Source organism: Catenuloplanes nepalensis (assembly GCF_030811575.1).
Classification (GTDB): Bacteria; Actinomycetota; Actinomycetes; order Mycobacteriales; family Micromonosporaceae; genus Catenuloplanes; species Catenuloplanes nepalensis.
In genome coordinates this window covers 9,186,239-9,209,982 of the sequence record NZ_JAUSRA010000001.1, presented here as the reverse complement: position 1 = coordinate 9,209,982, position 23,744 = coordinate 9,186,239, and the positions used below count along the sequence as shown (strand labels likewise).

The following is a 23,744-nucleotide window of genomic DNA, read 5'->3' as shown; positions in this document are numbered from 1 at the left end:
TCAGCGCGCGAGGCATTCTTAACCCTGGCACCGAAGGATCAGTGATGCACCACCTTGCCTAGCGCTCCTTACCCAGGCACCGAGGTATGCAGTAAGGCACCCCGGCAGGCCCCTTTCAAAATATCGGGCGCACCGCGCCCGACATCTGGCCTTATTGAGGAAATTAGCGCAGTTGAGGCTTATTTAGCGCCGCCCTTGTCAGGCCGCCCGGACTGCGGCAACGCAGTGCTGGCTCGCCGCGCTTAATAAACCTCCTGGTCCTGTCTCGGGTTTGCCGCCGGCGCGCGCCTCGGGCTCCGGGGAAGGGTTTCCCGAGTGGCCGGGTTGCGTCGGCCCGACTGCTTCGCATGGGTGGGTTTCGTGGCGTCGGTATGCGTGTTTTGCACTCCGACCTCTAACTACGGCGGACAGAACCACGAGGAATTCGATCGCGAATCGACTAGTGATACATGAAGCACCTTATGGAGAGCTCATAAGGTGCTTCATGTATCACTAGTCATGATCCAGCACGAGATCTAGTCGCTTTAATATGATATTTCGGGCGGCGGGTACCCCTGTTCCGTGATCAAGTCCACGGGCTGGTCGCAATGTTCCACCTTTCGGAAGACCATCCGCATCGCGAGAATTGCGCCCAACATTCGGGACCGACGATGGACGATCGTGTGCAAGGAGAACGCTTGCACGTCGATCGGGCGCGAGACAGCCCGCGGAGTGCGCAACCGTTGCCGGATCGCCAGACCGGCGGCTCGTGGGCCCGCCGGAGCGCGAGACCGATGCCGGACCGCGGAACCGACGGCGGAGCCCGCGACCAGCGGCACAGCCCCCAACCAGCAGCGCAGCCCCCAACCAGCAGCGCAGCCCCCAACCAGCAGCGCAGCCCCCAACCAGCGGCGCAGCCCCCAACCAGCGGGGGAACGTGGGCGGGCTAGTGGGTTGTCGGCTCTGGGCGGGAGCCGAGGACGAGGACGTAGCCGAGGAAGGCGAGCCACGCCATGGCGCCGATGCCGATGCGGAACGCGGTGGGCATGGGAGCGGGGGTGACCAGGGCCTCGATCAGCGCGGAGACCGCGAACAGGCCGATCAGTCCGACGGCCGCGACCATGCCCTCGCGTGCGGTCTCGGCCAGGGCGCGGCCGCGGGTGCGGTCGGGACCGGGCGCGATCCAGGCCCAGCCGATGCGCAGGCCGGCGCCCGCGGCGACGAAGATGCCGGTGAGTTCGAGCAGGCCGTGCGGGGTGATCAGGCCGAAGAACTGGTCGGCACTGCCGTGGTCGATCATGACGCCGCCGACCACGCCGATGTTGAGCGCGTTCTGCCAGAGGAGCCAGATCACCGGGACGATGAGTACGCCGGAGGCCAGGCACTGCGCGGCCAGCCACGCGTTGTGGGTCCAGAGGTGGAACGCGAACGAGCCCGGCATGAACTCGGTGTAGTAGCCGGCGAACTCGCTCTCCACCAGGCTGCGCGCCCGCTCCTCGCCGATGAACGCGGCGGCGCTCTCCGGATTGGTGGAGACCCAGAACATGAGGAACGCGGTGAGCGCGCTGAACGACACGGCCACGCCGGACCACCACGGCCAGGCGCGGTAGACGGCCCGCGGGAAGCCGTGCGTGAGGAACCGGCCGGCGTCGGCGAGGCGCAGGCGCCGGCCGCCGGTGATCGCGGCGCGCGCGGTCAGCACCAGCCGGGACAGCCGGGCGACCAGGATCGGGTCGGGTGAGCGGCTGCGGACCACGGACAGGTGCGTGGTGGCGCGCTGGTAGAGCGCGAGCAGCTCGTCGACCTCGGGCGGGGTCAGCCGGCGGCCACGGGAGAGCTGCTCCAGCCGGCGCCACTCGCCGTCGTGCTCCGCCACGTACGCATCAAGATCCACTAGTCCCCCTGCCCACGGCCGTCCGGCATAGTGTTTCACTGTGCGCGTGGCGGACGGGAATGCGGCGGCCGGCGGCCTGATCTCCGGCGAGGCGGTCGAGGTCGAGATCCGGGTGGCCCGGCCGGGGTCGCGGGTGCTCGCGCTCGCGGTCGACATCGTGGTGCAGATCGGGCTCGCGCTGACCATCACGACCGTGCTGGTGCTGGTGCTGGGCATCGCCGGCCTGCTCAACCGGGTGGACGAGGCCGTGATGAGCGCGCTGACCATCATCGTGACCGCGCTGGTGCTGGTCGGCTACCCGACGGTGGCGGAGACGCTGTCCGGCGGGCGGACCGCCGGCAAGTCACTGGTCGGCATCCGGGTGGTCCGCGACGACGGCGGCCCGATCCAGCTGCGGCACGCGTTCACCCGCGCGCTGGTCGGCGTGGCGCTGGAGTGGCCGGGTCTGGTGCTGCCGCTGGTCACCTGGGTCGCCAGCCTGTTCACGATGCTGACCAACCCGCTCGGCAAGCGGCTCGGCGACCTCGCGGCCGGCACCATCGTCATCCACGACCGCGCCGCGACCAGCTGGGGCTGGGTGCCGGGCATGCCGCCCGCGCTGGCCGGCTGGGCGCTCACGCTGGATCTGACCGGGCTCGGCGACGACCTGGCGCTCGCGGTCCGGCACTTCCTGTCCCGGGGCAGCGCGCTCGTCGAGCCGGACCGCAGCCGTCTCGGGCGCGCGCTCGCGACCGAGGTCGCGTCCGTCACCGCGCCGCCACCGCCGCCCGGCGTCCCGGACTGGGCCTTCCTGGCCGCGGTCCTGGCCGAGCGGCACCGCCGCGCCACGCACCGGCTGGCCCGCAACCGGTCGGTCTCGGCCGCGCTCTGGCCGAGCCTGCCGCAGCCCGGCTTCCGCCCGCTGCCCCCGGTCCCGCCGGACGCGCGCGCGGCGTGGCCCAGCCAGACCTGGCCGCGTCCGCCGTGGCAGGTCGAGCATCAGCTCCCGGACTGGACCGGCATGACCCCGCCGCCGATGGCCAGCACGCTGCGCGCGGCGTCACCGCCGGAGAACGAATAGGACCCCCAGCGGATACGTCCGCCGGGGGTGTTTCCGCGTACCGTTACCGGGCCATACGACCGCCGGAGACGACACCGATCAGGTGCGTCCAGGCATCGTGGCCGACCGTGAGCATCGGGCCGTCCGGGTCCTTGGAGTCCCGCACGTGCACCGACTCGGGCATCGCGGCGACCTCGACACAGGCGCCGTTGGAGGAACTTCGACTGCTCTTGCGCCATGGCAGGGCATGGCTGTGGGACGCGGCAAGCATCCGCGCCACCATCCTCTCTGAAAGGGTTCGGGGGTTATATCTCGCCCGCTGCCGCCCGGATGAACTCGATCGACTTCTCCGGCGGCAACGCGACGTCACGCAGGCCTTCGAAGCTGGTCGCGTATCCGTCCACTTCCTCGGGTTGTTCGCGGAAGGTTCCGCCGGTCCGAGAATCGGCGTAGACGAGTCGCTGCCCACCGGCGAAGTCCATGATGCAGAACGATCCGGCGAGCCCGGAGTGTGCGCCGGCGTCGAAGGGAACCACCAGAATGGTGACGTTCGGCCGGTCGGCGACCTCGACCAGGCGACCCAGTTGACGTCGCTGGACCTCGCGGCCACCCACGCGGCGGCGCAGCACGGCCTCGTCGAGCACCCAGAGGAGGTCGGGTGCGGGCTGCCGGCCGATCACGGCCTGCCGGGCCAGCCGCACCGCGGCGCGCTGCTCTATCTCGTCGTCCCGGGCCGGGCGTCCGTCGGGGCGCAGGCCGTCGGTCCGGAAGATCTCCCGCGCGTACTCGTCGGTCTGCAGCAGGCCGGGCACGAGCAGCGCCTCGTACGCGCGGAGCCGGACCACCTCGGCCTCGAAGCCGATGTAGGTCTCGTACGCGTCCGGGAGCACGTCGCCGTACGCCTCCCACCAGGCGCGCTGGCGGGACTGGACCGCGACCGCGTGGATCCGGCGGCGATCGTCGTCGGGGACGTCGTAGGTGTCGAGGAGCGCGTCGAGGTCGCGGTTGCGGATGCCGGTGTGCGCGGTCTCGATGCGGCTGAGCTTGCTCTCCGACCAGCCGAGCGAGCGCGCCACGTCGGCCACGGTGCGGCGGGTGGCCTCGCGGAGGCGTCGTAGCTCAGCACCGAGCTGCCGTCGTAGGGTGGTGGGGCTGGGCTTAACGGCCATCGGCAATACGTTACTGCAAGATCCGATTAGGACAGTGCAGGCCACGGCGGTGTCGAGTGCAACAAGCCAGCATCAATCTGCACTTGCATCCGCGGTCTGCAAGTGGCCTAATGAGCACTAAGTCAGGGCGCCATCGGCGGCAACCGGCGGCTCCCCGCATGCTCACCGAGGGATCGACGCTCAGGAGGGGTGGGTTCCGGCGGCGGCAAACGCCGGTCCTCCGCCCCTCCTGTTGTGCGTGCGTGAACAACACCGCTGCGACCTGCGATACGGGCGCGGTAGTAGGAGAGATCAGGGGCGCCCCACCGTGGCCGGGCGCCCCTGATCTTCATCCGCCGGAGATCAGTAGCGGTAGTGGTCCGACTTGTACGGGCCCTCGACCGGCACGTTGAGGTACGACGCCTGCTCCTTGGTCAGCTCGGTCAGCTTCACGCCGAGCGCGTCCAGGTGCAGGCGGGCGACCTTCTCGTCCAGGTGCTTCGGCAGCACGTAGACGCCGATCGGGTACTCCTCGAGCTTCGTGAACAGCTCGATCTGCGCGATCGTCTGGTTCGCGAACGAGTTCGACATGACGAACGACGGGTGACCGGTCGCGTTGCCGAGGTTCAGCAGACGACCCTCGGACAGCACGATGATCGAGTGGCCGTCGCCGAACTTGAACTCGTCGACCTGCGGCTTGATGTTGATCCGCTCGACGTCCGCGCGCCGGTAGAGCCCGGCCATGTCGATCTCGTTGTCGAAGTGACCGATGTTGCCGACGATCGCGTTGTGCTTCATCCGCGCCATGTGGTCGGCGGTGATGACGTTGAAGCAGCCGGTCGCGGTGACGAAGATGTCCGCGGTCTCGACCACGTCGTCGATCGTGGCGACCTGGTAGCCGTCCATCGCGGCCTGCAGCGCGCAGATCGGGTCGATCTCGGTGACGATGACGCGGGCACCCTGGCCGCGCAGCGAGTCCGCGCAGCCCTTGCCGACGTCGCCGTAGCCGAAGACCACGGCCACCTTGCCGCCGATGAGCACGTCGGTGGCGCGGTTGATGCCGTCGATCAGGGAGTGGCGGCAGCCGTACTTGTTGTCGAACTTGCTCTTGGTGACCGAGTCGTTGACGTTGATCGCCGGGAAGAGCAGCTGCCCCTCCTTCTGCATCTCGTAGAGGCGGTGCACACCGGTGGTGGTCTCCTCGGTGACGCCCTTGATGCCGGCGGCGATGTTCGTCCAGCGCTGCGCGTCCTCGGCGAGCGACCTGTGCAGCGTCGCGAGGATGACCGCGTACTCCTCGGAGTCGGCGGTGTCGACGGCCGGGACCGCGCCCAGCTTCTCGAACTCGGCGCCCTTGTGCACCAGGAGCGTGGCGTCACCGCCGTCGTCCAGGATCATGTTCGGGCCCTTGCCGTCCGGCCAGAGCAGGATCTGCTCGGTGCACCACCAGTACTCCTCCAGGGTCTCGCCCTTCCAGGCGTAGACCGGCACGCCGGACGGCGCCTCGGGGGTGCCGTTCGGGCCGACCACGATCGCGGCGGCGGCGTGGTCCTGGGTGGAGAAGATGTTGCAGGACGCCCAGCGGACCTCGGCGCCGAGCGCGGTCAGCGTCTCGATCAGCACGGCGGTCTGGATCGTCATGTGCAGCGAACCGGTCACCCGCGCGCCACGCAGGGGCTGCGCGTCGGCATACTCGCGGCGGATCGACATCAGGCCGGGCATCTCGTGCTCGGCGAGCTGGATCTCCTTGCGCCCGAAGGCGGCGAGCGACAGGTCGGCCACCTTGTAGTCGCCCTCAGCGACGGTCTGGGGGCGGACGGGAAGGGTGCTGGTCATGAAAGCTCCTGTCGATACGTCACCGATGACCGACCCACTACCTTACGCGTTGCCGGTTGTGACCGAGGAATCGCGCTGGTCAACGGGGGTCCGGACATGCGCACGGGGCGGTCGGTGACGTGAGTCCCGACCGCCCCGTGCATCCCCCCGGTTTGGCATGTCCGCGTGGCCACCCCGTGGCCTTGCGTAGTTATAGCCTCACACTCAGCAACCAGCCTGTCAACCAAAAACCATAAAAATCAGGATTCGCACGGGTACGCAAATGGCGCACACGATCCGGGACAGCATGATCCAGGCGTCCCCCATGCCGTTCCAGCGACATGGGGGACGCCTGGATCACAGGTCTACGAGCGGCGGCGCGGGCACCGGGTCTACGAGCGGCGGCGCGGGCACCGGGTCTACGAGCGGCGGCGCGGGCACTCCCGTCAGAGGCGAACGGCCAGGTCAGAGGCCTACGGCCGCCACGAACGCCCGGCCGGAGCCGGAGAGGCGCAGCGCGCCCGCGTCCGCGCCGGAGAACGCGGCGGTGCCGGGTGCGATCTCCACCACGGTCTGTCCGTCGTCCACCCGAACCGGCCCGTCCACGGCCAGCACCACGCGCGGCCCCGGCACGTCCAGCGTGACCGTGCGCGCGCCCGGCGCGATCTCGTGGAGCAGGAAGTCCGGCACCGGCACCGGCCAGGCCCGCACGCCGCCGGCCAGGTCCGCGGCCGGGTGCAGCGGCTCGGCCAGCACCTCGAAGCGCAGCACGCCGAGCAGTTCGTCCACGTCCACCTGCTTCGGCGTCAGCCCGCCGCGCAGAACGTTGTCGCTGGCCGCCATGATCTCGACGCCGGTGCCGTTGAGGTACGCGTGCAGGTTCCCGGCCGGCATCCAGATCGCCTGCCCCGGCTCCAGCCGCACGTGGTTGAGCAGCAGCGCCACCAGCACGCCGGTGTCCTCGGGGTAGAACCGGGCCAGCTCGGCCACCAGCGGCGCGGTCCCGGCCGCCACCGCGGCCTTCACCAGGCCGGCCCGCTCCTCGGCCGGCCAGGTCAGCAGCGCGCGTACGGCCTCACGCAGCCCGTCCAGCCCGGTCCGCAGGCTCGCCACCGCCGGCGCCAGCTCCGCGATGCCGAGCGCCTCCAGCGTGTCCGCCGAGACGGCCGGGTCGGCGAAGCCGCAGAGCGCGTCGAACGGCGTCAGCGCGACCAGCAGCTCCGGCTTGTGGTTCGCGTCGACGTAGCCGCCGTGCCCCTCGGCGAAGCGCGCTTTCGCATGCTCGAGCGTCGGGTGCGCCTGCAGCGACAGCGGCGCGCCGGCCGCGAGGATCTTCATGAGGTACGGCAGGCGCGCGCCGAACCGCTCCACCACGGCCGCACCGAGCAGCCGCTCCGGCTCCGCCGCCAGCAGCGCGTCCAGGCCGGTGCCGTCGATCCGCGACGGGTCGGCCGGGTGCGCGCCGATCCACAGCTCCGCCTCCGGCCCGGCCGCGGGCGTGGGGCGGCCCTGGATCTCGGCGATCGCGGAGCGCGAACCCCACGCGTACGGTCGGATGACGCTGGTCAGAGCCTGCATGTCAGTTCAGTTCCCCGTGAGTGTCTCGGAAGCCAGCTGGGTGCCGTCGTAGCCGGACTTCGGCGCTGTCGCCGCCTCCGCGCTGAACACGTCCGGCTCCAGGTAGATGACGCGGGCGATCGGCACGGCCGCCCGGATGCGCGCCTCCGCCTCGTTGATGGACCGGGCCACGTCCGCCGCGGTCTCGGTCGCGTCGACCGCGAACTTCGCGGCGACCAGCAGCTCCTCCGGGCCGAGGTGCATGGTCCGCATGTGAATGATCCGCTGCACCGCCGGGGCGTCCAGCAGCGCTCGCTCGATCGCGGCCTGGTCCTGCGCGGACGCGCCCTCGCCGAGCAGCAGACTCTTGGTCTCGACCGCCAGGATCACCGCGATGCCGACCAGCAGCACGCCGATCGCGCCGGTGCCGAGCGCGTCCCACACACCGTGCCCGGTGATCAGCGTGAGCCCGACGCCGAGGAGCGCGAGCACCAGGCCGATCAGCGCGCCGAAGTCCTCCAGCAGCACGACCGGCAGCTCCGGCGCCTTGGCCCGGCGGATGAACTGCTTCCACGACGCGTCGCCGCGGGTGTGGTTGGACTCCTTGATCGCGGTGCGGAACGAGAAGCTCTCCATGCCGATCGCGGCGACCAGCACCACGACCGGGACCCAGTGCCAGGACGTGATGGCGCCGTGGTTCGGGTCGGTGTGCGCCTCGTGCCACTTGTGGTACGCCTCGTAGAGCGCGAACAGGCCGCCCAGCGAGAACAGCACGATCGAGACGATGAACGCGTAGATGTAGCGCTCCCGCCCGTAGCCGAACGGGTGATCGGGCGTCGCGGCCCGGCGGGACCGACGCCCGCCGAGCAGCAACAGCGCCTGATTGCCCGAGTCCGCGACCGAGTGGATCGACTCGGCCAGCATCGACGAGGACTGTGTCAGCAGGAACGCGACGAACTTCGTCACCGCGATACCCAGGTTCGCGGCCAGCGCCGCGATGATCGCCTTACCGCCCTCGCCGGCGCTCATCGGTCAGGACATCCCTTCGGTGCGGATGGGGTTGGCCAGTTCCTTCATCTCGGAGACCGCGGGCACCGCCATCGGGTCGAGCCCGTGCGCCAGCGCGAGATAGATCGAGGCGAAGTCCGGCACCGCGATCAGCGAGGCGAGACGCTCCAGCGCGGAGCCGCCCTCCGCGGTCACCACGTCGCAGCGCACGCCGCGCCGCTCCGCGAGTGTCTGCACCGCGTCCGCCCGGCGCTCCTCGACCGCGACCGGCTCGTCGTTGGCCTCCTGCGGGTCGAGGCCGCCGTCGCGCAGCAGCACGATCCGCAGCCGGGTCGGGTCGGCCTCGTCCTCCGGGTCGGCGAAGATGTCCCGCGCGGACTCGACCAGGCCGCCGAAGACGCCGTCGAGCAGGCCGACGCGGCCGCGGCCGGCCTCGCCGAGCGCACCGGCGACCACGGGGTACCGCGCGTTGGCGGAGAGCGTGTCGGCGAATCGGCGCGCGGCCACGGTGGCCAGCGGCGACGATCCCCAGACGATCGGCACCGAACCGGCCAGGCCGAGCGCCAGCGACTTCGCCGGGTTGACGAACGACTCCAGGCCGGGACGGCAGCGGTCCGCGTCCGTGTCCAGCCGGGTCGCGGTCTCCGCCAGGTCAGCCTCGTTGATCTTCACCAGGTCGAGCTGCCGCGCGGCCAGCAGCACCGGGACGGCCAGCGACCACAGGCTGGCGCGGGCCGGTGCGCGGCGCGGCACGCCGATGAACGGCGCGCGGGCCGACTCCGCGATCGACTGCAGCCGGGAGTCCGGCGCGCCGATCGCGACCAGCCGGGCACCGCGCCGGGCGGCGGCCTCGGCGGCGGCCAGCGCCTCCGGGCTGCGGCCGGACGCGGAGACCGCGATCACCACGTCGGCCGCGCCGACCCAGCCGGGCACGCCCGGGCTGCGGTGCGCCAGCACCGGCGCGGGGCAACGCGGGCCGGCGACGGTGCGGAGGATGTCCGCGGTGAGCACCGCGGTGCCGGCACCGGCGATCACGACCGCGCGTGGCCGGCCCTCCTCGGACAGCGCGTTGAGGTTCGCCTCCGCGGCGAGCTGCGCGGACTCACGGACCTGGGCGCCCGCGGACGCGGTGGCCCGGAGCATGCCGCCCGGGTCCTGCGTGGCCATCAGCTCCTCGTCGTCGAGAATGCTCTCGTCGGCGACGCGCCGGCCCTGAATCCCCGCGGTGCCGTCCACCGGGTTGCCCATCAGCGGTCTTCCTCCTGGTCCGTGTGGTGCGAACCCGCCGGAGCCGTTCGTGCCTCGTCCAGCAGCATCACCGGGATGTCGTCCTCGATCCGGAACGCACGCCCGCACTCGGGGCAGTTCAGCGTGGCCGTGGCCGGGTCGTGGACCAGCGGCGCACGGTGCCTGTCCGGACAGGTGATGATCTCCAGCAGCTGCGGATCAAGGGCCACGAACGGCTCCTTTCGAGGGTCCTGCCGGGGGAGTTCCCCGCGACCCCAGAAGCCTAACCGCGAACGATCGCGAGAACGTCGTCGCGCAGCCGCGCCATGCGCTCCGCGGTCGGCGCCTCCACGTTGAGTCGCAGCAACGGCTCCGTGTTGGACGGGCGCAGGTTGATCCACGCGCCGTCGGAGAACGTGATGGTCAGGCCGTCCAGCTCGTCCGTCGGGTGGCCGGCGAACGCGGCGCGCACCTCCGCGGTCTTCGCGGCCGCGTCCGAGACCGTGGAGTTGATCTCACCGGACGCGGCGTACCGCTCGTAGGCGGCGCCCAGCTCGGAGAGCGGCCGGTCCTGCTCGCCCAGCGCGGCCAGCACGTGCATCGCGGCCAGCATGCCGGTGTCCGCGCCCCAGAAGTCCCGGAAGTAGTAGTGCGCGGAGTGCTCGCCGCCGAAGACCGCGTCGGTCTTCGCCATCTCGGCCTTGATGAACGAGTGGCCCACCCGGGTGCGCATCGGCTTGCCGCCGTGCTCGGTGACGATCTCCGGCACCGCGGTCGACGTGATCAGGTTGTGGATGATGATGCTGCCCGGGTGCTTGGCCAGCTCGCGCACCGCGACCAGCGCGGTGATCGCGGACGGCGAGACCGGCGCGCCCTTCTCGTCGATGACGAAGCAGCGGTCCGCGTCGCCGTCGAAGGCCAGGCCGAGGTCCGCGCCGTGCTCGACCACCGCGGCCTGCAGGTCGACCAGGTTCGCCGGCTCCAGCGGGTTCGCCTCGTGGTTCGGGAACGTGCCGTCCAGCTCGAAGTAGAGCGGGACGATCGACAGCGGCAGGCCGGCCAGCACGGTGTCGCCGAGCACGGCCGGGACGGTGTGGCCGCCCATGCCGTTGCCCGCGTCCACGACCACCTTGAGCGGGCGGATGCCGGACAGGTCGACCAGCGAGCGCAGGTGCGCCGCGTAGTCGGCCAGCAGGTCACGGCGCTCCACCGGCACCTCGCCGACCGGGGTCAGGCCCTCGTCGAGCAGCTGCTGCGCGCGGTCGCGGATCTGCGACAGGCCGCTGTCCTGGCCGATCGGCTTCGCACCGGCCTTGCACATCTTGATCCCGTTGTACTGCGCCGGGTTGTGGCTGGCGGTGAACATCGCACCGGGCAGGCTGAGCACGCCGGACGCGTAGTAGAGCAGGTCGGTCGAGCCGAGACCCGCGTGCACCACCTGGGCGCCGGCCGCGATCGCGCCGGCCGCGAACGACTCGGCCAGCGCCGGGCCGGACTCGCGCATGTCGTGCGCGATCACGATGCGCTCGGCGTCGTCGCCGAGCTCACGCAGCGTCTCCACGAACGCCTGGCCCAGCGCGCACGCGGCCGCGGTGTCGAACTCGTCCGGGACCGTACCGCGCACGTCGTACGCCTTCACGATCCGTGACAGCTCAGCCAACTCAACGCTCCTCACGCCTCGTCCTACGCCTGTGTAGCCGACCGGGGAAGCGTATCGGAGGCACGTTCACCGGACGTGACGAGGCGGGTGGCCGGCACGCTGCGGCTCGGCCACGGTCGCATGACGAGAAGATGCGAGCCGGAACTACTCCGTCACTCTGGGCAACTTCGTGGTCGGGTCCGGCGGCGTGGTCCGCGCCCGGTTCGCGTTCGGGCCGGACGGCACGCCCGGGTAGCGCTGCGTGGGCAGGTCGACCGGCGGCCGGACACCCGGCGGAGGCTGCGCGGGGAGCATCTGGGTGGCGCCCTCGGCCGCGCCGCTCCAGCCGCCGGCACGCGGGGCACCGCCACGTGGACCGGCACCGTAGACGCCGCCGCCACCGCCACCACCGCCGCGCGGCCCCGGTGCACCGGGGCCGCCCGCGAACGCACCGCCCTCGTCCTCGGCCCGGCTGCGCCGGACCAGCAGCACGATCAGCGCCACACCGACGCCGACCATGACCACGCCGATCGCGATCGGCACGCCGAGCCCGCCGAACAGGCTGTCGTCCGACTTCAGCGACACCGGGCCGGCCGGATCCGGCGGCAGGGACTCGAACGTGGGCGCCGCGGCCGCCTCGGTCTCCTTCTCCTCCTCCGGGGAGGAACTCGGGGACGGGCTCTTCGACGGGCTCCTGGACGGCGTCGGGCTGGGTGCCGCCTCGCCGCCGCGGATCTGCGCCTCGTCGTCGCCGTCGGCCAGGCGGTTGTCGTTCTCGTCGAGCATGAAGCCCTCGAACCGGACGTCGCCGTTCGGCGCGTTCGGCCCGAACGCGACGCGGAACCGCACGGTCTGCTGCCGGTTGCGGCGCTCGCACATCTCGGCCTCGGCCGGCTGCACCAGCTGCGTGACGTAGTCGCCGTCGCCCTGCGCGCTCAGCTGCACCTGCACGGTCTGGCCGCCGGAGTTGACCGCGACCACGACCTGGTCCGCGCTCAGGTCGTCGGCGCGGATGCGCAGCTGCGCGCGGGCCCGGATGCAGCCGTCGTCCTCCCGCCGCAGCCGGATGTCGACGTTCTGCGGGCCGTCGCCCGCCGTGAACGAGCTGGGGGCACTCACCGCGACCTCGTCAGCGTAAGCCGGTGCCGCACCCAGCGTGACGGCGCCGAGCAGCCCGGCCACGATCGCCATCAGGGCATGCGCCACCCATCGCCGTTCAAGCATGTCTGGGAGGCTACCTGCCGCACCCGAGATCGCCGAAGCCGTCGTTCGGTCGATAGGCAAACCCTTTTAAGACCAATTCAGCGGGTACGTCCGGCGAGCGCGGCCCGGCACGCGTGGTCCGCGGCCCGGGTCGTCTCCGGCAGGCGGAACCGTGGCGCGAGCGCCAGGACCTGCGCGGTCGCGCCGGCCACGGAGATGCGGTGGCCGGGCGAGACGAAGACCGGCCGCACCCGGTCCTGGGTGCGCAGCACGGTGCCGACCGTCACCCCATCGAGGGTGATCGGGCTCGCATCGCCGCGCCGCTCCCCCGGCATCGACCACTCACCGGTCAGGTGCGTCTTGCCGACGCCCAGTGCGGGCAGGCCGGTGAGCACGCCCAGGTGGCAGGCCAGGCCGAAGCGGCGCGGGTGGGCGAGGCCGTGACCGTCACAGACCAGCAGGTCGGGCCGGGTGGTCAGGCGGTCGAGCGCGTCCAGCAGCGCGGGGATCTCGCGGAACGCGAACAGGCCCGGCACGTACGGAAACGCGGGCCGGCCGATCGTCACCGCCTCGTCGACCGGCGCGAGCGTGGCCGCGTCCAGCACCACCACGGCCGCGACCAGCCGCTCGTCGCCGTCGGCATAGGCGACGTCCAGGCCGGCCACGGTGCGCGGCGGCGCCGGGGAGTCCGTCAGGTCGACCCGTGCGCGGAGGCGGTCCTGCTCGGCCTCGGCCTCGGCGACGGTGGTGGGCCAGGCATCGGACACGTTTCGCGGGCCTCCCGGTTCTCCGGTGTCCCGACGGTGGTGTCCCGCGTGAGTGCGGGCGCGGGCGGGCCGGGTGGCCACCGTACCGCCGAGGTGGTGTGAATGGTTTTCAGAGGTCGATGCCGGTGAGCACCAGGACGCGGGGTTCGGTGTAGTCCTCCATCGCGAAGCGAACGCCCTCGCGGCCCACGCCACTGCCCTTCACGCCGCCGTAGGGCATCTGGTCGGCGCGGTAGGACGGCACGTCGCCGATGATCACGCCGCCGACCTGCAGCGTCCGGTGGGCGGCGAACGCGGTCCGCAGATCGTGGGTGAACACGCCGGCCTGGAGGCCGTAGGCGGAGTCGTTGACGGCGGCGAAGGCCTCGTCGTCGCCCGCCACCCGCTGCACGGCCAGAACCGGGCCGAACACCTCCTCGGTCAGCACCTTCGCGCCGGCCGGGACGTTCACCAGAACCGTCGGCGGGTACGTGGAACCGTCGCGCTCGCCGCCGGCCAGCGCCTCGGCACCGGCCTCGATCGCCTCGCCCACCCACGCCTCGACCCGCTTCGCCGCGTCCTCGCTGATCAGCGGCCCGACGTCGGTTGCCTCGTCGTTCGGGTCGCCGGTCCTGAGCGCCGCGGTCCGGTCCACCAGTCTCGCCACGAAACGGTCGTAGACGTCGGCGTGCACGAAGACGCGCTGCACCGCGATGCAGCTCTGCCCGGCCTGGTAGTTGGAGAACGTGGCGATGCGCGTGGCCGCGTGGTCGAGGTCGGCGTCGCCGGCGTAGTCCGCGCAGATCACGGCCGCGGCGTTGCCGCCCAGCTCCAACGTCACGTGCTTGCGCGGCACCGAGTCCTGGATCAGGCCGCCCACCGGCCCGGATCCCGTGAACGAGATCACCGGCAGCCGCGGGTCCCTGACCAGCTCCGCGGTGCGGTCGTTCGGCAGCGGCAGCACGGAGAACGCGCCCTCCGGCAGGTCCGTCTCGGCCAGCAGCTCGCCCAGCAGCAGCGCGGACAGCGGCGTGGCCGGCGCCGGCTTGAGCACGATCGGCACGCCCGCCGCGATCGCCGGCGCGACCTTGTGCGCCACCAGGTTCAGCGGGAAGTTGAACGGGGAGATGCCGAGCACGGCACCGCGCGGCACCCGCCGGACCAGCGCCATCCGCCCCTCGCCGGCCGGGTCGGTGTCCAGCCGCTGCATCTCGCCGGCGAAGCGGCGCGCCTCCTCCGCGGCCCAGCGGAACACCGAGACCGCACGGCCGGCCTCGGCCCGCGCCCACTTCAGCGGCTTGCCGTTCTCCGCGGTGATCAGGCGGGCCACCTCGTCCGCGCGCTCCGTCAGCCGCCGCGAGACGTGGTCGAGCGCGGCGGCCCGGACATGCGCGGGCGTCTCCGTGACCGTCGCCCCGTCCAGTGCCTCGTCGACCTGCGCGGGAGTGGCGAAACTGGTGCGGCCGACCACGGTGCCGTCGTAGGGGTGCCGCACGATCACCTCGTCGTCGCCGTGCACGGGACGGCCGGCGACGTAGAACGGGATCATGTCCATAGCGCGGATCCTTTCCCTCCGCATCGAAGCCTAGCCCCGTGCGTTTCCGGTGGCGGAAAACCTTGCTTGCCACGTTTTTCGTGGCGAGGATGGCTGAGGAGTGACGGATACGGCGTTCCTACGGAGATGACATGCAGGTTCTTCGCAACTTCATCAACGGTGAGTACGCCGATCCGGGCGACGGCCGCCGGTCCGACCTGATCGACCCGACCACCGGCGAGGTCTTCGCGCAGGCGCCGGTCTCCGGCGAGCGCGACGTCGACGCCGCCATGTCCGCCGCCGCCACCGCGTTCGAGACCTGGCGGGACACCACACCGGCCGAGCGGCAGCGCGCACTGCTGAGGATCGCGGACGCGGTCGAGTCCCGCGCGGCCGAGCTCGTCGACGCGGAGGTCCGCAACACCGGCAAGCCCCGGCAGCTGACCACCGACGAGGAGGTGCCGCCCTCGGCCGACCAGCTGCGCTTCTTCGCCGGCGCGGCCCGCATGCTGGAGGGCAGGTCCGCCGGCAACTACCTGGCCGGCCACGAGTCGTACGTGCGGCGCGAGCCGATCGGCGTCTGTGCGCAGGTCACGCCGTGGAACTACCCGCTGATGATGGCCATCTGGAAGATCGCGCCCGCGCTCGCGGCCGGCAACACCGTGGTGCTCAAGCCGTCCGACACCACGCCGGTCTCCACGCTGCTGCTCGCCGAGATCGCCGCCGAGTTCCTGCCACCCGGCGTGTTCAACGTGGTCGCCGGCGACCGGGACACCGGCCGCGCGCTGGTCTCGCACCGCACGCCGCGATTCGTCTCCATCACCGGCTCCACCCGGGCCGGCCGGGAGGTCCTCGCGTCGGCCGCGCCCGACCTCAAGCGCACCCACCTGGAACTCGGCGGCAAGGCGCCGGTCGTGCTCTTCGACGACGCCGACGTGGCCGCGGCGGCCGCGGCGATCGCGAGCGGCGGCTACTTCAACGCCGGCCAGGACTGCACGGCCGCGACCCGGGTCCTCGCCGGGCCGGGCGTCCACGCCGACCTGGTCGCGGCGCTGACCGCGGAGGCGCGAGCCACTCGCACCGGGCTGCCGGACGACCCCGGCGTGGCGTACGGGCCGCTCAACAACGCCGCGCAGCTGGAGCGGGTCACCGGTTTCCTGTCCCGGCTCCCCGATCATGCGACCGTCGAGACCGGCGGCGCACGGGTCGGCGACCGGGGCTACTTCTACGCGCCGACCGTGATCTCCGGCGTCCGGCAGGACGACGAACTGATCCAGGACGAGGTCTTCGGGCCGGTCATCACCGTGCAGCGGTTCACCGACGAGGACGAGGCGGTGCGCTGGGCCAACGGCGTCGACTACGGCCTGGCCGCGTCGGTCTGGACCCGCGACCACGGCCGCGCCATGCGGATGACCCGCCGCCTCGACTTCGGGTGCGTCTGGGTGAACACGCACATCCCGTTCGTGTCCGAGATGCCGCACGGCGGCTTCAAACACAGCGGGTACGGCAAGGATCTGTCGCTGTACTCGCTGGAGGACTACACCCGGGTGAAGCACGTCATGCACAACATCGAGGTCTGATGTCCGGCCGCACCGGTGCTCGCTCAGTCCGCCAGCGTCGGATCAGCCGCAGGATCCCCTTGCCGCAGCAGCTCCGTCTCGAACATGACATAGGTGCGACGCCGCAGCCCTTCGACGAGAAGCCGTTCCCGCCCGGTCAGCCGCCGATTCTCCGCCTCAGCAGTCTCCTCGACAGCCCGAATGGTGTCGTAGAGCGCGAAAACCGGCCCATCACCACGCAGGTAGCGACCACGAACCCACTCGACCTCCTGCACGAACTCCGTTCGTGACAGCATCTGCACATCTTGCGTCGTGCCGAACAGGATGTCGTCCGCGATGTCGTTACGCGGTTCCCACCCGCCGGAATCCGCTGAGATCCTCCAGATGGCGGCGCCACCATTTGACGCATCGACCATCTTTCCCGGGAACCGGTAATAGCTGAAATAGTAAGGAAGCGCCAGGCCAGGCGGGTCGTAGGATTCAGGCATTCGACCCCCTCGTCGATTGCAACGCCTCCCAAAAGTAGCGCTGCTGAGCTCGAAGAAGGCCGTCATAGAGAGCCTTCTCCCTGGCGTTCATGTTACGGCCGCCATCCCGGGCACTGCTCTCCAGACCACGTCGGACCTCATATAACGAATGCTCCCAGACCGCCACGTCATCAACGGCCTTGAGGTGCAGACGCAACTCTCCTATGTGCCCACTCGTGGTCCGCACATTCAGTCGCAGATCTCGATATCCGCTCTTCTCCGCCACTTCAATCCGATCGTCGAACGTCACGACGTCCAAGCGGGGATCCTCCTCGATCATGCGCAACGCTCGATAGGCGTCGGCCATAGCGGAAAATCTGACGTATACGCCTGCGAGGTCAAGCACGAGCGAAGCATCTCCGCCCTTCTTCGCCATCTTGTCGAGCACTCGCTGCCGGCTCTTCGGCTCACGGCGAGCGTGAAACTCGCCATCGCACCTGGCCGCGATCTCTCCCGCGGCGCGGCTCAGCTCGATCTGCGCTGCCGGGGACTGAGCAAACAGTTGATCGACATAACCTTCGACATATGCTTGATCATGCCTTCGGCGCACGTCGAACCCGGGCTGCGCGGCACGCTGACTGCGAGTCTTGAGAACATCACTGATCTCTCTGTTCTCTCCGGTCACGGCGAAGTGCGGCGGGGCTGAGGGCTCCACGGGCGGTAGGCCGGCGGTGGATCTTTCCTCTACCTCGGTGAGGACCTCGCCGAGGACGTCGATGGCCTGCTGGTGGTGGGCGAGGTTGTGGAGGGTGAGGGGGCGGGACAGCAGGCTGGTGCGCAGTTCCGGGGAGGACTGGATGATCTGCACCAGTTCCGGGTGGGCGATCAGCTGGCCGACCAGGTGTTCTGCCAGCAGCGGATGTCCCGGCTCGGGGCTGTCCCACGCCGTCTCGAGCGTCGCCTGGACGTCCGGGCTGGACAGCAGCGCCGAGGCGTCGCGCACCTCGGTGGGCGACAGGCGTGGTGCCAGCCGGGCCAGCGAGGCCGGGTCCAGATGCGCGGCGAGTTGCGCGGGCGTGACGCCCGCGGTCAGCGCCGCGTTCAGGTCGGCTGCCGTGTCGATCACTGCCCTCGGCGTACCCGCGAAGGCTCTCTGCGCCGCCAGGCGTGCCTCTCGCACCGTCTCGGCGGACGGTTGCCGCGGGATCACGGTGATCTCGGAGGTGTGCATTCCGAACTCGGCGGGGCTGATCAGACCCGGCGTGCCGGTCCGCTGCGCCGGCGGCACCGGATCGGCGAACGCGGCATTTCCGGCGGAGACGACACCGGGGCCGGGCGACGGCCGGGCACCACCGGTATCCGCCGGCTCCTCTTTCGCCGGCGACGCCGGCCGGGCGGTACCGGTGGTCTCCGCGGCCGGCCCCGCTCCCGCACTGATCGCGTTCGTCGAGGCACCTCCGGGCGAGTCCGCCGAACCATCATCGAGCGAGTCCGCCGAACGCCCATCGGATGGAGCCGTCGAACGCCCATCAAGCGGGGCCGCCGGACGTCCACCGGACGTGAACGGCGTCGGCCCACCGGACGTGAACGGCGTCGGCTCACCGGACGAGGCTGCTGCGGCCTGGCCGGGCGTGGGCGATGGTGGCCCGCCGGACGATGACGGCACGGGCCGGTCCTCCGCCGGACGGGTGGGGAACACCGGTTCCTCGATGCCGAATGACGCGGAGCCGAGTACGCCGGGTGCCGGCACGCCGGGCTGCACGATCGGATCCCTGGCCGGCCGGAACGGGGTCGAGCCGGGTTTCCCGCCGCCTTTCGGCGATCCACGTCCGCCACGCGAGCCAGCGCCGGCACCCGGGCCGATGCCGCCGACCGGCGGTGCGACGAAGATCCCCGGCGCCGCGCCCTCGGCTCCCGACGAGGCGGCTGCCGGCACGGCCGGGGCCGAGCCGCTCGTCTCCGCGAGTTCCGGGCCGGCCGGCGGGCCCGATGTGGCTTCGGCGTTGCCGCTCAGCCCGCTCGGTCCCCCGGACGACTCGCCGATGGCCTGCGCGACGGCCGCCGCACCGCCCGCCTCGAGCGCGGGTTCGATCCCGCTACCGGTCCCCAGCGGCCCGGAAGCGGTGACGGTCTCGGGGGTGTGCCCGGCCGCGGTCGCCGGCCGCTGCTCGGGGCCGCCGGTCCAGCCTCCCACGGCGCTCGACGCGTCCACCGCCGAGGCCCGGCTGATTCCGTCGGTCACCGGCGACCCGTCCGGTCCGCCGGACTTCGCCGGGTTCGTGTCGCCGGTCGGCGCCACACCACCCGAGAGCGGGCCCGCTTCGGGAACCGATCTGCCCGCCGGCACCGGAGTCGCCCGGTCAACAGCGGTTTCCGGCTCCGGTTGCTCGCCGGACCGTTGGGTCCACCTGTCGACCGCCCCGGAGGCGGGTACGTCACCGGCCGGTGTCAGCGCCTGCGCGAGACCGCCCGCCGGAGTCCGGTCGAGACCATCGGGCCGGACAACGCTCGTTCGTGGATCGGCGGCTTCGCCGGCCGGCGTTTGCCCGACCCCACCGGCAAGCGGGCCGGTCATCACGGGATGCTGATTCGGGCTCACCGGAGGGTGACTCGGGCTCACCGGGGACTGGACTGAGCCGGCCGGAGGCTGGCCCGGGCTGCTGCCCGGTGGAGTCGCGGATGTGCGGTCCGGGGCGGCCGCCCAGCCGTCGACGGTGCGCGCGGCGGCATCGCTCGCCAACGACGGACCGGCGCCCAATCCGGCCGCGAGGGGACCGGTGTCGGACGTCGCGCCGGCCCGATGGCTGAGCGCGTCCGTCCAGCCGACGGTCGCACGCGCAGCTTCGTTCACCAGGGCCGGGCCGAGCCCGCTGCCGGCCGACAGCGGCCCCGCGGTCGAGGGATGGCCGGTACCCGGCGCGGGCATCGCCGGGAGGCCGGTATCCGGCGCGGGCGTTGCCGGGAGGACCGGGGGCGGGGTGAGCCCGTCCGACCAGCGGCCGATGGTGGCCGGCGCGGCTGCGGTGTCGGCCTGCGCCATGACAGGGCCGGAACCGCTGCCGGCCGCGATGGGGCCGGAGGGAACCGCGGCCCTGCCGATGGCGCCTGTGCTTCCGGCCGGCGGCGGAGCACCAACAGGGCCGGCAGGTGCGATCGTGTTCGTGGCCGCCGGGACGGGTGATGGCGTCTCGACGTCCGTACCGCCACTGGCGGAGGTGTCGGCGGGTGCGTCCCGATGCGCGCGCGGCGGATCGCCGGGAGCATCGTCGTCGACCGCGGCCAACGCGGTCCCGCGAGCATCGCCGCCGACCGGGCCCAACGGGGTCGCGGAGGCCAGCCCGGTCGCGGAGGCCAGCCCGGTCGCCGAGGCCGGTCCGCTGTCGAAGGCGGGCCCGGTCGCGAATCCCGGTCCTGGCACGGATTCCGCGGTCAGCGGCTCATCGCCGCCCGGCCGGATATCCGGTCCCCGGGAATCGGTCGTTCCCGCGGCACCGGCGAGCGGTGTTTCGGCAGCCGATCCACCACCGTCGGCAACGACATCCGCCGCGATACTCGTGGCCGCGTCCACAGCCCTGACGCTGCCGTCCGCAGAATCGTCACCCCCGGAGATCGCCGATCCGGCGGACCCGGCACCCGGATGCAGGGCGTCGTTGATCGCATCGTGTGCGCCGAGATCCGGCACCGGCACGCCACGAACGCCGGCATCCGGCACGCCCGGAGCCCCGGCGTTCGGCACGCCCGGAGCGCCAGCATCCAGCACGCCACGAACGGCGGCATCCGGCACGCCGCGAACGCCGGCATCCGGCGACAGCGCCGCCTCGAAAGCCGCCGCGACTCCCCGCGCCGATTCGGGAGTCGCCGCCGTGATGCCGTCGAGCTTCGCGGCCAGGTCCGCGTTGAGGGTGCCGGTCGCGCCGGAGGATGCCCCCGACGAAGCGCCGGACGTGGCCGCCATCGCGAGCTCGGTCAACCCCAGGTCCCCGCCCGCGGCCACCGCCGCCGCCGTCTCCCCCAGCACCTCCGCCGCGGACCCGCGCACGACGTCGTCCCCCGTACCCCCGGCGGCCCGGATCCCGGCGGCGGACGCGGCCGCGCCGGCCGCGAATCCGGCCGCCGCCGATGTCCGGAGCGAGCCCGGGTCGATCCCGTCCCGATGTCCGGCCGCGATCTGGTGTCCCTGCACGCCGGCATCGGCCGTGACCTCACCGGCCGCCTCGGACACGCCGTCGTGCAGCGCGCGGCGGGCCAGTGAGGGCGTCGGCCTGATCCCCTTGCTCGCCATCGTGGTGACCAGGCGGCGGAAGATGCGCTGAACCGCCATCCGGCTGACCGTCAGGGCCGCGGCCGCGGCGGGGGCGGCGGCGCCCAGCGTGAGCGCGACCGCGACGGTGAGCGAGATCAGCTCGATGACGAGGAGCGTGACCTCGATCCACACCTCGATCTTCGCGGCCTCGATGTCGCAGCCGCACTCCTCGACCATCTTCCCGACCTCGTCGGTCGCGGCCAGCAGCTCGTCCACGGCGGCCTGGTCGCCGGCCGCGAGCGCGGCCCAGGCGGCACGGAACGCGTCGGCGGCCGGGCCGGTGTAGGAGGCCTAGAACGAGCCGGCCGCGTCGGACGCGTTCTCCAGCGGGACGGTGAGGAGGCCGGCGACGCCGTACCACTCCTCGGCCAGGTCCCAGACGGCCTTCTCGTCGCCTTCCGGCCATTCGACGCCGATGACCCATTCGAGGCCTTCGTGGATCCAGCCGGGGGCGTCGGGCCAGAGCAGGCCGAGCGGGTGCGGAACGGGGCTCGTCAATGCCGTCACGAATCCCCCCGATCGCCCCGCGGCCACGAGCCACCCATTCAAGCAGCCCAGCGCCACCCCGACCAGCGACGCAACGTTCGCGCAACGTCGGCGTGACTAGCGTGCGGGCCACGACACCGAGGAGGCCGGCACATGTCTCGATACGCAGCGCCCGGACAGGACGGCGCGATCGTCTCCTACGAGAACCGGTACGACCACTGGATCGGCGGCGAGTACGTCGCGCCGGCCAAGGGCGGCTACTTCGACAACCCCAGCCCGGTCAACGGGCAGCCGTTCACCGAGATCGCCCGCGGCACCGCGGACGACGTGGAACGGGCGCTGGACGCGGCGCACGGTGCGGCGCCCGGCTGGGGCCGCACGTCGGTCGCGGAGCGGGCGAACGTCCTGAACCGGATCGCGGACCGGATGGAGGAGAACCTGGAGCGGCTCGCGGTCGCGGAGAGCTGGGAGAACGGCAAGCCGGTACGGGAGACCCTGGCCGCGGACATGCCGCTGGCGATCGACCACTTCCGGTACTTCGCCGGTGCGATCCGCGCGCAGGAGGGCGGGCTCGCGGAGCTGGACGAGGACACCGTGGCGTACCACTTCCACGAGCCGCTCGGCGTGGTCGGCCAGATCATCCCGTGGAACTTCCCGATCCTGATGGCGGTCTGGAAGCTGGCGCCCGCGCTCGCGGCCGGCAACACGGTGGTGCTGAAGCCGGCCGAGCAGACGCCGGCCTCGATCCACCTGCTGATGAGCCTGATCGCGGACCTGCTCCCGCCGGGCGTGGTCAACATCGTCAACGGCTTCGGCGTGGAGGCGGGCAAGCCGCTGGCCAGTAGCGCGCGGGTGGCGAAGGTCGCGTTCACCGGCGAGACCACCACCGGGCGGCTGATCATGCAGTACGCCTCGGAGAACATCAAGCCGGTCACGCTGGAGCTGGGCGGCAAGAGCCCGAACCTGTTCTTCGACGACGTGTCCACGAACAACGACGACTTCTTCGACAAGGCGCTCGAGGGCTTCACCATGTTCGCGCTGAACCAGGGTGAGGTGTGCACCTGCCCGTCGCGCGCGCTGATCCAGGCCGGCCACTACTCGGACTTCCTGGCCGCGGCCGTCGACCGGACGAACGCCATCAAGCAGGGTCACCCGCTCGACACCGAGACGATGGTGGGCGCGCAGGCGTCCAACGACCAGCTGGAGAAGATCCTGTCCTACCTGGACATCGGCCAGCGGGAGGGCGCGAAGCTGCTCACCGGCGGCGAGCGCGCGGACCTGGGCGGCGAGCTGGCCGGCGGGTACTACGTACAGCCGACGATCTTCCAGGGCGACAACGCGATGCGGATCTTCCAGGAGGAGATCTTCGGTCCGGTCGTCTCGGTCGCGTCGTTCACCGACTTCGCGGACGGCATCAAGATCGCCAACGACACGCTCTACGGCCTCGGCGCCGGCGTCTGGACCCGCGACCTGAACACCGCCTACCGCGCGGGCCGGGCGATCCAGGCCGGGCGCGTGTGGACCAATTGCTACCACGCCTACCCGGCGCACGCGGCGTTCGGCGGCTACAAGCAGTCCGGCATCGGCCGGGAGAACCACCGGATGATGCTCGACCACTACCAGCAGACCAAGAACCTGCTGGTCAACTACTCCCCCAAGGCCGTCGGGCTCTTCTAGGAGGGCGTCATGGTGTCCAGGGTCGACGTCACACCGGCCGCGGCGAACCTGATCAGGTCGCTGCGCGGCACGCACGGGCCGCTGATGTTCCACCAGTCCGGCGGCTGCTGCGACGGCAGCGCACCGATGTGCTTCCCCGAGGGCGAGTTCCGCACCGGCAGCTCCGACGTGCTGCTGGAGGAGATCGTCATCGACGGCGTCGCCGAACCGGTCACGTTCTGGATGTCGTCGTCCCAGTTCGCGCTCTGGCGGCACACCCACCTGACCGTCGACGTCGTCCCCGGCCGCGGCAGCGGCTTCTCCCTCGAAGCCCCCGAGGGCGTCCGCTTCCTGATCCGCTCCCGCCTCCTCACCGACGACGAACTCGCCGCCCTGGGCGATTGACCCCCGGGAGACCCTGACGCCGGAAGGTCAGCAAACCGATCAAGAACGTGATCTTCCCACTTCCGGCGTGCCCACTTCC

General features: G+C 71.6%; 18 protein-coding genes and 1 pseudogene. 4 read left to right on the top strand and 15 right to left on the bottom strand.

Annotated features, from left to right (window positions below):
• Positions 1–925: 925 nt before the first annotated feature.
• Positions 926–1,873 (bottom strand): stage II sporulation protein M, encoded by a 948-nt coding sequence (locus J2S43_RS40105; RefSeq protein WP_306838474.1) that lies wholly within the window; start codon positions 1,871–1,873, stop codon positions 926–928.
• Between the two features lie 46 nt (positions 1,874–1,919).
• Between J2S43_RS40105 and J2S43_RS40100 the strand changes: the two genes are divergently transcribed.
• The gene (locus J2S43_RS40100) at positions 1,920–2,933 is read left to right on the top strand and encodes an RDD family protein (RefSeq protein ID WP_306838473.1); all 1,014 of its coding nucleotides are present in this window, start codon (positions 1,920–1,922) and stop codon (positions 2,931–2,933) included.
• Between the two features lie 43 nt (positions 2,934–2,976).
• Here J2S43_RS40100 and J2S43_RS40095 read toward each other — a convergent pair whose 3' ends face one another.
• The 11 genes from J2S43_RS40095 to J2S43_RS40045 form a co-directional block, all read right to left on the bottom strand.
• The gene (locus tag J2S43_RS40095) at positions 2,977–3,183 is read right to left on the bottom strand and encodes a DUF397 domain-containing protein (protein WP_306838471.1); all 207 of its coding nucleotides are present in this window, start codon (positions 3,181–3,183) and stop codon (positions 2,977–2,979) included.
• A gap of 34 nt (positions 3,184–3,217) precedes the next feature.
• Complete coding sequence (locus tag J2S43_RS40090; RefSeq protein WP_306838469.1) at positions 3,218–4,081, bottom strand: helix-turn-helix domain-containing protein; 864 nt, start codon at positions 4,079–4,081, stop codon at positions 3,218–3,220.
• Positions 4,082–4,423: 342 nt separating this feature from the next.
• Complete coding sequence (ahcY, locus tag J2S43_RS40085; RefSeq protein WP_306838468.1) at positions 4,424–5,896, bottom strand: adenosylhomocysteinase; 1,473 nt, start codon at positions 5,894–5,896, stop codon at positions 4,424–4,426.
• Between the two features lie 444 nt (positions 5,897–6,340).
• Positions 6,341–7,453 carry a mannose-6-phosphate isomerase, class I gene (manA, locus tag J2S43_RS40080; protein ID WP_306838466.1) on the bottom strand — a complete coding sequence of 371 codons (1,113 nt, stop codon included), beginning with the start codon at positions 7,451–7,453 and terminating at the stop codon, positions 6,341–6,343.
• A gap of 6 nt (positions 7,454–7,459) precedes the next feature.
• Complete coding sequence (locus J2S43_RS40075) at positions 7,460–8,461, bottom strand: cation diffusion facilitator family transporter (protein WP_306838465.1); 1,002 nt, start codon at positions 8,459–8,461, stop codon at positions 7,460–7,462.
• 3 nt (positions 8,462–8,464) lie between these two features.
• Positions 8,465–9,688, bottom strand: coding sequence for an SIS domain-containing protein (locus J2S43_RS40070; protein ID WP_306838463.1), 1,224 nt, complete (start codon positions 9,686–9,688; stop codon positions 8,465–8,467).
• Entirely contained in the window at positions 9,688–9,897 is a 210-nt protein-coding gene (locus J2S43_RS40065; RefSeq protein ID WP_306838461.1) for a Trm112 family protein, read from the bottom strand. The genes J2S43_RS40070 and J2S43_RS40065 overlap by 1 nt, the downstream gene beginning before the upstream one ends.
• Positions 9,898–9,950: 53 nt before the next feature.
• A complete protein-coding gene (locus J2S43_RS40060; protein ID WP_306838460.1) occupies positions 9,951–11,327 on the bottom strand; it encodes a phosphomannomutase/phosphoglucomutase in 1,377 nt (458 codons plus the stop codon).
• Positions 11,328–11,471: 144 nt separating this feature from the next.
• A complete protein-coding gene (locus J2S43_RS40055; RefSeq protein ID WP_306838458.1) occupies positions 11,472–12,530 on the bottom strand; it encodes a hypothetical protein in 1,059 nt (352 codons plus the stop codon).
• Between the two features lie 77 nt (positions 12,531–12,607).
• Entirely contained in the window at positions 12,608–13,276 is a 669-nt protein-coding gene (gene nfi / locus J2S43_RS40050) for a deoxyribonuclease V (RefSeq protein ID WP_306838456.1), read from the bottom strand.
• A gap of 109 nt (positions 13,277–13,385) precedes the next feature.
• The gene (locus J2S43_RS40045; protein WP_306838454.1) at positions 13,386–14,810 is read right to left on the bottom strand and encodes an aldehyde dehydrogenase family protein; all 1,425 of its coding nucleotides are present in this window, start codon (positions 14,808–14,810) and stop codon (positions 13,386–13,388) included.
• Positions 14,811–14,941: 131 nt separating this feature from the next.
• On the opposite strand from J2S43_RS40045, the gene J2S43_RS40040 reads away from it, so the two are divergent.
• The gene (locus J2S43_RS40040; protein WP_306838453.1) at positions 14,942–16,369 is read left to right on the top strand and encodes a gamma-aminobutyraldehyde dehydrogenase; all 1,428 of its coding nucleotides are present in this window, start codon (positions 14,942–14,944) and stop codon (positions 16,367–16,369) included.
• A 23-nt stretch (positions 16,370–16,392) separates the two neighbouring features.
• Here the strand turns inward: J2S43_RS40040 and J2S43_RS40035 are convergent, their stop codons facing one another.
• The 3 genes and pseudogenes from J2S43_RS40035 to J2S43_RS42475 all read right to left on the bottom strand — a co-directional run.
• On the bottom strand, positions 16,393–16,836 hold the full coding sequence (locus J2S43_RS40035) for a hypothetical protein (protein ID WP_306838452.1): 444 nt from the start codon (positions 16,834–16,836) through the stop codon (positions 16,393–16,395).
• Positions 16,829–21,136, bottom strand: a complete 4,308-nt coding sequence (locus tag J2S43_RS40030) for a RelA/SpoT-related domain-containing protein (protein WP_306838450.1) — start codon at positions 21,134–21,136, stop codon at positions 16,829–16,831. The genes J2S43_RS40035 and J2S43_RS40030 overlap by 8 nt, the downstream gene beginning before the upstream one ends.
• A gap of 57 nt (positions 21,137–21,193) precedes the next feature.
• Positions 21,194–21,616: pseudogene (locus tag J2S43_RS42475) on the bottom strand (WXG100-like domain-containing protein); the annotation flags it as partial.
• A 141-nt stretch (positions 21,617–21,757) separates the two neighbouring features.
• Here J2S43_RS42475 and exaC point away from each other — a divergent pair.
• Both exaC and J2S43_RS40010 read left to right on the top strand, forming a co-directional pair.
• Positions 21,758–23,281, top strand: coding sequence for an acetaldehyde dehydrogenase ExaC (gene exaC, locus J2S43_RS40015; RefSeq protein ID WP_306838445.1), 1,524 nt, complete (start codon positions 21,758–21,760; stop codon positions 23,279–23,281).
• Between the two features lie 9 nt (positions 23,282–23,290).
• Positions 23,291–23,665 (top strand): DUF779 domain-containing protein, encoded by a 375-nt coding sequence (locus J2S43_RS40010; RefSeq protein ID WP_306838444.1) that lies wholly within the window; start codon positions 23,291–23,293, stop codon positions 23,663–23,665.
• Positions 23,666–23,744: the final 79 nt, after the last annotated feature.